A 12,355-nucleotide genomic window follows, 5' to 3' on the forward strand; every position below is an offset into this window, starting at 1 on the left:
TGAAGTTTGAAATTCCGCTGCGGCCTGTGTCCGGAATCAGACAAGATCTATCGTGATGCGTCGCTCGGGCCGTCCCGATGCGGGCAGCGGGATGTCCGATCCGCGCGGTGCGGCGGCTGTCTTTCCATCGATCGTGATTCGGTGAATGGCGCGTCCCGAAGGCAGACGCACGCGCAGCAGCGTCTCGCGCGGCGAGCGGGGCGGCATCTGGACGGTCGCCTCGATCCGGTCGGCTGCGACCTGCCGCATGGAGAAGCCGCACGGCCCCCAGCGGGTCGGCGCGTCGGCGATGGCGATCGATTTGCCGGACAAGATCCAGCGCGTCGGCACCGCACGCGCGAGATGGAGCCGATCCGCATCGGCATCCTCATAGGCGAGCATCCAGCGCAGCAGCTTGGGGATGGTGAGCTGCGCGGGGATGCAGAAGAGCGCGAGGTCGCCGGTGATGCCCGACACCTCGCCCGCCACCCAGCTGCCGCGCGTATGGGCGTGGAAGCGGTGGCTGTAGAGGAAGAGCAGATACTCCTCGATCCGGTCCTGCCGGAGCAGCGCCTCGGCATAGCCGTAGGAGATGAAGCCCAATATGTCGCGGCTCTCGGCATTGGGCGCGCCGACATTGGCGACCACACCCAGCGTCGTGCCGCCGTGGCCGCGAACGCAGTCGATCACCAGTGCCTCGAGATCGGGCGGCAGCACGCCCGCCTGCAGCAGCTCGGCATAAGCGCGGTGCGGCCAGCCCTGTTCGGACCGCTTGCCGTGGGAGAGCGCCTGCCGAAACGTTTCGTCCACGCCGGGCAGCGGACCGATATAGGCCGGCTTCAGGTCGCGGCGGATGTTGGCGCGGATGCCCTGTTCCAGCCGCTGCTGGAGGCGGTGCGCGCGGTCGGTCCAGTCGGCGGCGTCGGCCGCGCTGCCCCCGATGCCGACCCAGATCCCGGCGATCTCGCGCCAGCCGCGCACCGCGAAGGCGGAGTTCGCCCAATAGGGCTTCCACCAGAGCGTCGGGTCCGGGTGGAGGCAGGCGTCGGACTCGCTCCAGCCGTGGATCAGGCCGTGGCCGCGATCGGTGGCGGGCAGCTTCAGGCTCGCATCGTGCAGGTCGGCGAGCAGGGTGGCGGTGGCGCGGATCTTGTCGCGATGCTTACCGATCGTCGCCGCGTCGCCGGTCAGCCGCAGATAGCGGGCGATCAGCGCCAGCGTCAGGCCATATTGCCCGGTCTCCGGCCCGCGCATGTCGACGAGGCCGTCGGGGAACACGAAGTCGGTGAAATACTGGTCCAGCACCGCGCGGGCCTGCGCGAAGCGACCCCACAGCAGGTTGGCGTAGAGCGAACTGGTGAAGGTGTCCTGGAAGCCGTCATATTCGGAACCGTAATAGTCGCGATCGACGGCGCCATATTTGGGCCAGGTGCCGCCCGGCCGCACGATCAGCTCCTTGGCGAAGGCGTGGTTGGCCATGTCGGCCCATTCGGCATCGGGCAGCGAGACGGTGACGCCCGGCACCAGCTCCGCCTGCCACGCGCGCGCGAAGCGGAACAGTGCGGTGTAGAAGGCCTCCGGCGTCGGATGCGCGCGGCGCGGCGGATAGGGAGCGTAGCTGTGGCCGTAATCGGCCGCGACGATGCGGCCGTCCTCGACATGCAGCGTGCGGTGCCACGTCTCGACGATGAAGCGGTTGTCGGCGTCGGTATCGGCGAAGACCAGCAGATCCCAGTGGCCGCCCCCTTCACGCGGGATCACCTTGTGGACGGCGGGGAGCCAGCCGCCGAGCAGGCCCTCGCGGCGGTGGAGCGCGATGTCGTCGCCGGAGAGTTCGGGGAAGCGATGCTCGGGCCGGTAAGTGCGGGTGCGACCGTTGCGGAACACCGGCATCGTGTCCTCGGCCTGTCGCGTGCCGACGAAGGTCGTCCAGGGCAGGCGCGCGCCGATCTTGTCCGCATCGAACTGCGAACCGGAGGGCGGGGCGGCGTCGCGCACACGGTCCGGATCGGGATCGCCGCCGCCGGCCAGCAGCCTGTCGGCGAGCAGGTCCGCATCGGCCAGCGCGATGTCGCGCATCTGGAGGCCGAGATGCGGCGGATCGGCGGTGGCGAACATCGGCTCGGTGCGCTTGGCGAGCGATAGGCCGCCGGTCGGCGAGGCGAAACTGATCGCGCCGTCGGCGTCGCGCAGATCTTCCCACACCGCCCAGCGCGTGCCGTCGATCGTGATCTCCGTGAGCTTCGTGTGGCCCGCCAGCGCATCGGGGGCGAGCGGCGGGAGCGGCGCTGCGGCGACCCCCTGCTTCGTCCCGACGATGGCGGCGCCGGCCACCGTGGATTGCAGGAAGTCGCGGCGGTTCATGGGGCCTCGCTGGAAGGGTGGAGGGGGGCGTTGAGGAGGCGACCGAAGATCAACGCGGCCAGCACGCCCGCACCGGCGATCGCGGCGTTGAGCAGCCAGAAGCCGGCCGGTCCCAGCGGCTCGTAGAAGCGGGCGAGCCAGCCGGCGGAAAGGTTGGCGACGAACAGCCCGGCATAGGCGACGCCCATCAGGGTCGCCGTGAGCCGGGGCGGGGCCGCGCGCGACACGGCGGCGAGCAGCACCGGCATCACGAACAGATAAGCGGACGACGAGAGCAGGAAATATCCGAAGCCCCACAGCACGCCGAGGCTATGCGGCTCCCGCCAGCCCCGCGCGTAGAAGGCGAGCAGCAGGTCGGCCGCCGCCAGCATCGCGCAGCCGATCGCGAACTTGCCGGTCACGCTCGGCTCGCGGCCCGCCGCCGCCTGCCGCTTCCACAGCATCAGCACCAGCGGGGTGGACAGCACCGTCACCAGCCCGTCGCTGGCGAGATACCAGGCGACCGGCATCTCGAAGCCGAAGAGGTGGCGGTCGGCGGCGGCGTCCACCCACAGCGGGAAGACGTTGTAACCCTCGCCGAACGGCACGTTGTAGAAGGCCGAGAGCAAGACGAGGCCGAGCAACGCGGCGATCCGCCTGCCGTCGCCCGCCTGCCCGGCCTCGCGCGTCACCGTACGCCCGCGCGGCCGGTCATTGGGCAACCAGCGCCAGCCCGCGCCATAGATCAGGATACCGATCAGCATCCCGAAGCCGGCGCTGGCGAAACCCCAGTGCGCGCCCTTCGCCTCGCCGATCGTGCCGCAGACCAGCGGGCCGGCGAAGGCGCCGATGTTGATGCCGAAGTTGAACAGCAGATAGGCGCGATCCCGCCGCGCATCGCCCGCCTCGTACAGTCGCCCGACCTGCGTCGCGATATTGCCCTTGAGGCAGCCGGAACCCAGGATCAGCAGCGCCAGCGCGATCAGGAAGCTGGCATCGAAGGCGAGCAGGAAATGCCCCGCCGCCATCAGCGCGGCGCCGAGCAGAACGGTCCTGCGCCCGCCGAGCAGCCGGTCGCCGACGAGGCCGCCGAGCAGCGGCGTCAGATAGACGAGGCCCGCGTACAGGCCGAAGATCTGCGAGGCGAGCGCCTGCGTGGAGAGCGGCCCGGTGATCGCCTCCACCGTCGCGCGGAAGCCTGCGAAGCCGAGCACCTTCTGCTCGGGATGCGCGGGCAGCAGCGTCGTCACCATGTAGAGGACGAGCAGCGCCTGCATGCCGTAGAAGGAGAAGCGCTCCCACGCCTCGGTGAGCGCGAGGAAGGCGAGGCCGCGCGGGTGGCGCCGGGCCGTCACGCGCGGGCCAGCCGGATGCGGGTCTGGCCGGTGCCGAGCGGGACGACATGCGCGCCGCGCTCGATCCCATAGCTGCCCGAGAGGCGATGGCCGCCCTCGATTACCAGCCGCGCCGCCGGGGTGTGGGCGTCGGCGGCGTCCAGCACCAGTTCGATCTCGCCGGTGGCCGGATCGAGATGCGCTTCGGCGATGCGCCCCGCCTCCAGCACCAGCCAGAGCTTTTCGGACGCGAGGAAGAGGCGGGAGCGGGCGCTGTCCTTCGGCGCGATCGAGACGCGGCCGGCACCCTCGCTCACGACACCCCCGAAGCCGACCCAGCCGAAATCGGGATGCCGCACCAGATAGGACGCGGTGGCGAAGGCATGGCCGAAATAGCTCATGCCGTAATCGCCCGAATAGGCGTCGAACCGCATCATGTCCGGATACGAGTGGAAGGCGCACGCGCCGAAGCCGTCGCGATCGATGTTGGTGAGCGATCCCATCAGGCCGCCGTAAGCGACGCGCAGCAAGTGGATGTCGGCGGGGTCGCGCCGGAAGCTGTCGAACAGCGGGATCGCGTTGAGCGACGAGCCATAATGATGGAGCTGCCGCTCGATCCGCGCGGTCTTGCCGGCAAACAGGAAATCCCAGTAGCGGCGCGCGCTGCCATTATAGCCCCAGTGCGGGATCAGCGGATCGTAGCCGAGGATCACCTCGCGGGCCAGCGCCGCCTTGGCCTCGTCGCCGAAGTGGCGCATCCAGACGTAGACTTCCTCCTGGCCGGTGGAATCCCACGGCATCTCGCTGCCGAACGGATAGGCTTCCGAACTCCACGTCTTCGCCCGCTCGCGCATCGCGGCTTCCAGCGGATCGGCGAGCGTTGCCATCCCCTCGCGCCGCAGATCGGCGAGGATCGCGACGAAGACGTCGCCCTCCATTTGCCCGAACTTCACATAGTCCGGCGCGAGCTTCGGCATGGCGATGGCAGTGTTGGCCGCGCGCTCCAGATACCAGCGCCAATCGTGCGCCGTGACCAGCCCGGTGCGGTTGCGCGCCAGCCGGTACAGCACCCATTGCGCGGCGGCGACGTGGACATAGTTGAAGGAGCGGACGATCGAATTGGCCTGATCGGGTTTCCATGCCGCCCACGTCGTCCAGTCGATCGCCGGGTCGTAATCCTGCGGGCGGGTGGGATCGTAGTGGAACAGGCTCTTGCGCACGCCATAGTCGGGCGTCTGGAGGTGGCGTTCGATCACTCCGACATGGAAGCGCTCGAACTTCGCGACCTCTTCCGCCACCGGATTGTCGAGCTGCTTCATGATCGCGGCCAGCCACGATCCGGCGCCGCCCTCGTCGCTCAGCCCCGCGATCCAGACGCGCTTCTCCTGGGTGACGATCGCGTCGCGTTCGCGATCGTAGCTCATGATCGAGGGGCTGCGGCCGAAGCGGTCGGCTTCGTCCTCATACCATTGCCGGGTGAACAGGAAGCGGCCGAGATCGGCGGAGGCGGTTTCCGCCGGCTTGGTCACGAAATAATGGATCGCCTGCCGCCCGCCATCGGCATGGTGGAGCGTGAGGCGGGCGCGGCCCCAGCCTTTGCCCTCGATCCGGAAGCGCCGCCAGCCGCCGGCCATGCCCGCATCCGACACGGCGAGCGCCCCGGCGGGCGAGACCTCGGCGATGGTGATCGCGCCGGCCGCCCTGACGAACAGGTCGCCGGGCAGGTCGGCGGGCAGCACGTAGCCGGGGATACCGATCGCGACCGGGCGGCCCGCCGCCTCCAGCCGCGTCTCGATGCCCCGGATCGAAGGCGCGAGGACGAAGCGGACGCCGACGGTGCGCGCCTCGCCGGGCTGGAGCGTGAAGGCGGTGGGGGTGTTCCACTGATCGGCGCCGCGCCACTCGCGATCGGCGAAGCCCTTGCTGGCGATCATCCAGCGGTAGAAGCCCTCGAAGGTCAGCTCGCGCTTGGTGCTGTCCTTCAGCAAGGCGGGCGCGCCGCCGTCGCCGGTGCCGTCGGCGATCGGCATATAGGCCTCGAACGGCGTGCCGGCTTCGGGCAGCACCAGCAGCGCCGGGCCTTTGCCGTTGAGCCGCGTCACCTGCAGATAGCCCGCGTCCAGCCCGACATAGGGATCCGCGAAGCAGGCCTGTTCGTGGGCCTGTTCCAGCGTGCGGCCGGTCAGGATATTGTCGAACGGCATGGCGAGGCCGAGGCCGCCGATCTCGACCGGCGCGGCGCTGCGGTTGCGGAGCGTGAAGCGGAGGACGAGATCGCCGCCCTCGTGCAGCCAGTGTCGGGTGACGGTGAGGGGCGAGGAGGGGGGAAGCGGGAGTTCGGCCGCCGCGATCTCACCCGATGCGGGGGCGAGCGCCCTGGGTTGCGCGCGGTGGAAGGCGCTGGAGAGATCCTGCCAGTCGCCGCCCGTGCGGTAGCGGATGTCGATGTCGCCCAGTGCATAGAGGCCCGAGGCGACCGGTGCCTTGCGCTTGGGCACGAAGCTGAACGGGCCGGCGTCGGGAGGCGTCAGTCCGATCGCCACGCCGGTCTGCGGGCAGAGCGTGAGCGACAGTGCCGAGGCGGATGACGGGTGCGTCTTCGGCTGGGTTGCACCAGCCGTGCCGGATTGTGCTACGAGGGGAAGGGCCGCCGACAGCGCGACCATCTCCCGGCGACTGAAATCCGACACCCCGCCCTCCGAATAGAATACGATATTCTATATTCGATTATGGGCGAGGTGCAAGGGAAGGATCAGGTCAGGCGAGCGGCCCGTTCGCCACCGGTTCGCCGAACACCGGCACGCCCTCCGCATCGTAGCCGAAGGGCTGCACGCGGGTGTGGCGGTTGGGATCGAACAGCGGGTCGCCGACGATCTTCTCGTAGTCGCGCCCGTGATAGACCAGCATGTCGCGGCCGCGCTCGTCCATCGTGAAGCTGTTGTGCCCCGGACCCCACACCTTGTTCTTCGGCGAGGACTGGAAGACCGGCACCTGCGACTTGGTCCAGCGCGCCGGGTCCATGATGTCCACGTCGTCGCGCACGCTCAGCATCCCCATGCAGTAGCGCGCATCGGTGGCGCTCGCCGAGTAAGTGAGGAACAGGCGACCGTGGCGGGCCAGCACGGCGGGCGCCTCGTTCACCTTAAAGCCGCGCGTCTCCCAGTCGAGCGTGGGCACGGAGAGGCGGGCCGGCTTGGCGGCGAGCGTCAGCGCCGAGGCCATCGGCGCGATGTAGAGATTGGAATTGGTGTCGATCCCGTCCTCGCGCTGCGCCCAGGCGAAATAGCGCGTGCCGCGATGGACGAAGCTGGTGGAATCGAGGTTGAAGCTGTCCCACGCCATCTGGAACTGGCCGAGCACGTGCCACGCGCCGGTCATCGGATCGTCGCCGTCGCAGGTGATGGCATGGGTGCGGATGCGGAACACGTCCTCGCCGCCGCCGCTCGGGCCGGCGGCGAAATACATCACCCAGCGGCCATCGACCTTGTGCAGCTCGGGCGCCCAGATGAAGCCGGAGAGCGGGCCGCTCGCCAGATGGCGCCACAGCACGCGCTCCTGCGCGGTGGCGAGGCCGGCGATGGTCTTCGACCGGCGCAGAACCAGCCGGTCATATTGGGGCACGGAGCCGGTCATGTAATACCAGCCGTCGTGCAGCATCACCTGCGCGTCGGCGCGCTGGCGGACGAGCGGGTTGACGATGCCGGCGCGGGCGCGGCGCGGCTTCGCGGCGAGCGCGGTGGCGGACAGTGCTCCGGCGCCGACGACGAAGCTGCGGCGGTCGATCAGGCTCATGCGTGTATCCTTAGCGCGCGGAGAAGCGGAACTCGATGTCGTTCCGATAGGTCTGGCCCGGCTCCAGCCGCACCGATCCGAAGGCCGGCTGGTTGGGCGTATCGGGGAACATCTGCGGCTCCAGCACGATCGCGTCGCCCTCGCGGTAGATATGGCCGGACTTGCCGGTGATCGTGCCGTCGAGGAAGTTGCCCGAATAGAATTGGATGCCCGGCTCGCGCGACAGCACCTCCATCACGCGGCCCGAGACGGGGTCTTCCACCCGCGCCATCACGCGCGGCGCGGGCGCCATCGTGCGACTCACCACCCAATTGTGATCGTAACCCCGGCCGTAGCGGATCTGCGGATCGGAGCCGTCGCGGACGCGCGTGTTGATGACGGTCGCCTTGCGGAAATCGAACACGGTGCCCGCCACCTTGCGGAACTCGCCGGTCGGGATCGCGGTGGCGTCGGTGGGGGTATATTCGTCCGCCGGGATGGTCAGCAGCTCGCCCAGCGCACCGCGCTCCGATCCCTCGCCGGCGAGGTTCCAGTAGGTGTGGTTGGAGAGGTTGACGACCGTGGGCTTGTCGGTGGTCGCCGTGTAGCTGACCGAGACGTCGCCCCTGGCGTCGATCGCATAGACGGCGGTGGTGGTCAGCGTGCCGGGATAGCCCTGGTCGCCATCCGGGCTGACGTAGCGCAGCGTCACGCTGGGCTTGGCGCCGCCGCTGGTCGAGACGACCTGCCACACCACCTTGTCGAAGCCCTTGGTGCCGCCGTGCAGCGAGTTCGGGCGGTCGCTGAGCGGGGTCTCATACTGCTTGCCGTCGAGCGTGAAGCGCCCCTTGGCGATGCGGTTGGCGACGCGGCCCACCGTGGCGCCGAAATAATTGGGCTTGGCGATGTATCCGGCGAGATCCGGATAGCCGAGCGCCACGTCGGCGAGCTTGCCGGCACGGTCCTTGACGAACAGCGACTGGACGCTGGCGCCGAGCGTGATGATGGTGACCGAGTTGCCCTGCGCGCTGGAGAGCGTGATCGCCTCGACCGGCGTGCCGTCCGGCATGGTGCCGAAGGGGCGGCGCGCGACGTCGGCGGCGCTCGCGGAGGTGGCGGCGAGGCACGCGGCGGCGGCGGCGATCGTCCAGGCTTTCATGCGGGTCTCCATGAGATGCGAAGGGGTCAGAGTGCGGCGCGGGGCCAGCCGTCCGCCGTCCAGTGGATCGGCGAGATGCGCAGCGTCGGTGCGCCGCCATGATCCTTGTCGTAGGCGTGATAGACGATGTAGTCGGTGCCGCCGTCGGACAGATAGGCGGAGTGGCCCGGCCCCCGGAACCGCTGCTGCTCCTGCAGGTCGGCCTTCAGGATCACGGTGCCCTGTCCGTCGAGCATCCGGCTGCCGTCCTCGCCCAGATACGGCCCGCGCACATCCTTCGATCGGCCGACCACCGTATAGTAGGTGCTGTTCACGCCCTTGCAGCAATAATCGTAGGAAGCGAGCAGATAGTACCAGCCGCCATGGCTGAAGAGATAGGGCGCCTCGATCGGCGCGGCGGCACCGGCGGGCGCGAGGCGCCTGGCCAGCGATATCGGCTTCTCGTCGGGCGCGAGCAGCTTGCCGGTCTTCGGGTTGAGCGCGAACAGCTTGATGCCCGACCAGAAGCTGCCGAGCGACAGCCAGTGGCGGCCCTGCGCATCGATGAAGTGATTGGGATCGATCGCGTTGAAATCGTCCTTGCTCGTCGACATCACGACGAGGCCCTGATCGGTCCAGCGATAATCGGGCGAGGCGGGATCGAGCGTCGGGCTGGTGGCGAGGCCGATCGCCGATCGGTTGCTGCCGAAGGTCGAGAGCGCGTAATAGAGGTAATAGCGGCCGTTGAAATAATGGACGTCGGGCGCCCAGAAGTCCTTCGTGCCCGGCACCGCTTCCTTGCCCCAGGCGGGCACGTCGTCGAACAGCCCGCCGAGCAACGTCCAGTGGATCAGATCCTTGGACGCGCGCGCGGTGACGAACCTGCCCGAACCTTTGTCCTTGCCGGTGCCGTAGACGTAGAAGGTGTCGCCCTGCTTGATCATCACCGGATCGTGGACCGGTGACAGATCGCCCGTCATCGCCGCGTTGATCGGGGATGGGGGGATCGGCGAGGGCGGAACAGGCGCGGGGGCCGCCGCCCCGATCAGGGCGGCGGCGAGGGCGAGACCGGTCAGGCGCAGCATGGCCGGCCGCCCGATCAGAACTTGAACCGCGCGCCGAACTCGAAAGTCCGGTCGTAGGTCCGCGTGTCGCGCGGCACGTCGGACGAGACGCCGGTCGTCACGCTCGTGCCGGTGAAGCGGTCATGATAGGTGCGGTCGAGCAGGTTGGTCGCGTCGAAGGTCAGCGTGAGCCAATCGACCGGAGAGTAGCTGCCCGAGAAATCGAGCTGCTGGATCGGCTTCACCTTGATCGTTCCGCCCTGCGATCCGCCCGAATTGTAGCTGTCTACGAAGCTCGACCGCCAATTGTAGGCGAGGCGCGCCGAGAAGCCGTATTTCTCGTAGATCGCGACGACGTTGTACGAATATTTGGAAACCTGCTGCAGCTTCGCCTGCTGCAGGGTGGTCGGATCCTGCGTGGTGCCGATCAGATAGGTGCCATTGATCTGCGCGCCGAGGCCGCTGAGCGGACCGGGCAGGAAATCGAAGAACTGCTGGTAGGCAAGCTCGGCGCCGTAGAGCTTGCCGCTGCCCGTGTTGCGCGGGCGGCTGACCAGATAGATCGCATCGCTGCCGTCGGTGTTGGTGCCGTGCACCTCCGGCGCCGCATAGGTCTGAATATAGCCGTTCAGCTTGTGGTAGAAGCCGGTGGCGGTCAGCGAACTGGTGCGGTTGAAATAATATTCGAGCGAGGCGTCGTAGGCGGTCGACTTGATCGGCTGCAGCGCCGGATTGCCGCCGCTGCCGGTACCGGCATAGGTCTGCGTGCCGGTCGATCCGCTCGGCGTGTAGCCGGTCAACGGGTTGAGCGCCGCGAAGTCCGGCCGGGTGATCGTCTTGCCGAAGGCGAGGCGCGCCTGCAGCTTGTCGCTGAGCTTGGCGCGCAGCGTCGCGCTCGGCAGCGCGTTCACATAGTTGGAGCGGCCCGAAACGCCGTTGCCGCTCAGACTCTCGACGGTGTTGACGACGCGTACGCCCGCGACGCCATCGACCGGTACGTTGCCCAGATCGAAATGATAGCCGGCCTGCGCGTAGAAGGCGTAGGTCCGTTCGTTGTCGAAGAAGGACAGCGCCGGATCATACGGACGCGCACCATCCGGCTGGCCGAAGATCGCGCGGATCGTGTCGGGATTGTCGAGCAGGAAGTTGGTGTCGCCCAGCACGAAATGATCGATGCCGAGCTTGCCGTCGACCAGGCCGCCCGGCGAGAGTGAGGCGAAGCCGGGGACGCTGGTGACCGGCGTGCCGTTCGGATCGGGGTTGCCGATCGGGATGGAGAGCGTCGCCTGGCTGGTCGCTCGACGGTTGGTGTAACGCGCGCCGATCTTGAAGTTGGTGAGGAAGCCGCCGTCGAAATCGTGCTGCAGGTCGCCGCGCCAGGCCCACTGGCGGCTGGTATCGACGCCGTGATTGTCGAACAGGGTCCGGATATAGAAGTTGCTCGGATCGGTCAGGTCCACGCCCGAGATGTTGACGTTGGGCGTGCCGCCCTTGTCGAAATCGATCGCCAGTTCGGGCGCGTTGAACGAGGTATCGACGATCACGTTGCGGTTGGGCACGCGGCTGCGGTTGTAGACCAGCTCGGTGGTGAACAGCGTGCGGTCGTCCACATGCCATTTGGTGCCGACATCGGCCTGCCAGGTGGTCGTCTTGTTCTCGAAGGCCTGCTTGGAGGTGAGGGTGTAGGCGTTCTCGGTCACGCTGCTCTGGGCGAGGCCCGAGCCGTCCGAGCGCGGGGTGACGGACGTCATGTTGCCGGCCTTGGGCAGGCCGATGAAGAAGTTGACGCCGTAACGCTCCTTATACTGGGTGTAGAGGCCGTCGGCGTAGAATTCGATCTTGTCGCTGGGGCGCCACTGGGCCGAGACGTTGTAGGCCATGCGGCGGCGATCGCCGTCGGTGTAGATGCCACCCACGGTGTCCGGCGTCGGGGTCGGCGCGCCCGAATAAACGAAGTCGAACGCCGTCTGGTCCTCATATTTGCGGCGGTTGTAGGAGGCGCCGGCCATCAGGCCGATCTCGCCGATCCCGGTTTCCCACCGATCGCTGATCAGGCCGCCGCCGAGATAGCCCCATTTGTTGGCCTGGTCCGAATAGACCGCGCGGCCGCCACCGGCGACGCGGAAGCCGTCGAAATCGAACGGACGGTGCAGACGGATGTCGATCACACCGGCGACGCCGCCCTCGATGATGTCGGGGGTGCTCGTCTTGTAGACGTCTACGCCGGCGAGCAGTTCGGCCGGAATGTCCTGCAGCGCGACGCCGCGGCCGGTGCCGGTGAACACCTCGCGGCCGTTGATCAGCGTGGCGACGTTGGGCAGGCCGCGGATGTCGACGCCGCTGGTTTCGCCGCGGCCGCGGCTGACCTGCACGCCGGTCACGCGCTGGAGGGCATCCGAAACCGTATTGTCCGGCAACTTGCCGATATCCTGCGCCACGATCGAATCGACGATCTGCACCGAATTGCGGCGGATGCTCTGCGCGCTGGACAAGCTGGCGCGGACGCCGGTGACGACGATGTCCTTGCTGGCGGCACCGGGATCGGGCGCCGGCTGCGTCGCGGTTGCGGTGCCGGAATTGGCGTCTGCGGCGGCATCCTGGGCGATGGCGGGCATCGCCGCCATCCCCAGCGCAAGGGCCGAGGCGGCAGTCATGAGCGAACGGCGATCGAAAGCCATTGGGTTCCCCTTCCTGATATGTCCGCACCGCTCAAAGCGCGGTGTCGT

The 12,355-nt window shown here is 68.2% G+C and carries 6 protein-coding genes and 1 pseudogene; all 7 read right to left on the reverse strand.

Annotated elements, in window-relative coordinates; all coding sequences use genetic code 11:
* Positions 1 to 36: 36 nt before the first annotated feature.
* The 7 genes and pseudogenes from QGN17_RS19750 to QGN17_RS19780 all read right to left on the reverse strand — a co-directional run bounded on the left by QGN17_RS19750 (position 37) and on the right by QGN17_RS19780 (position 12,307).
* Entirely contained in the window at positions 37 to 2,343 is a 2,307-nt protein-coding gene (locus QGN17_RS19750; RefSeq protein WP_281046321.1) for a hypothetical protein, read from the reverse strand.
* The gene (locus QGN17_RS19755; protein ID WP_281046322.1) at positions 2,340 to 3,677 is read right to left on the reverse strand and encodes a peptide MFS transporter; all 1,338 of its coding nucleotides are present in this window, start codon (positions 3,675 to 3,677) and stop codon (positions 2,340 to 2,342) included. The genes QGN17_RS19750 and QGN17_RS19755 overlap by 4 nt, the downstream gene beginning before the upstream one ends.
* On the reverse strand, positions 3,674 to 6,346 hold the full coding sequence (locus tag QGN17_RS19760; RefSeq protein WP_281046323.1) for a DUF5695 domain-containing protein: 2,673 nt from the start codon (positions 6,344 to 6,346) through the stop codon (positions 3,674 to 3,676). The genes QGN17_RS19755 and QGN17_RS19760 overlap by 4 nt, the downstream gene beginning before the upstream one ends.
* A 73-nt stretch (positions 6,347 to 6,419) precedes the next feature.
* A pseudogene (locus QGN17_RS19765) lies at positions 6,420 to 7,448 on the reverse strand (glycoside hydrolase family 43 protein); the annotation flags it as partial.
* Between the two features lie 10 nt (positions 7,449 to 7,458).
* Positions 7,459 to 8,586: an aldose epimerase family protein gene (locus tag QGN17_RS19770; protein WP_281046324.1), complete on the reverse strand. Its 1,128-nt coding sequence runs from the start codon at positions 8,584 to 8,586 to the stop codon at positions 7,459 to 7,461.
* A gap of 26 nt (positions 8,587 to 8,612) precedes the next feature.
* On the reverse strand, positions 8,613 to 9,650 hold the full coding sequence (locus QGN17_RS19775) for an arabinan endo-1,5-alpha-L-arabinosidase (RefSeq protein ID WP_390902719.1): 1,038 nt from the start codon (positions 9,648 to 9,650) through the stop codon (positions 8,613 to 8,615).
* A 14-nt stretch (positions 9,651 to 9,664) separates the two neighbouring features.
* On the reverse strand, positions 9,665 to 12,307 hold the full coding sequence (locus QGN17_RS19780; protein WP_281046325.1) for a TonB-dependent receptor: 2,643 nt from the start codon (positions 12,305 to 12,307) through the stop codon (positions 9,665 to 9,667).
* Between the last annotated feature and the right edge of the window lie 48 nt (positions 12,308 to 12,355).

It is taken from the genome of Sphingomonas oryzagri (genome assembly GCF_029906645.1).
Taxonomy (GTDB): domain Bacteria; phylum Pseudomonadota; class Alphaproteobacteria; order Sphingomonadales; family Sphingomonadaceae; genus Solisphingomonas; species Solisphingomonas oryzagri.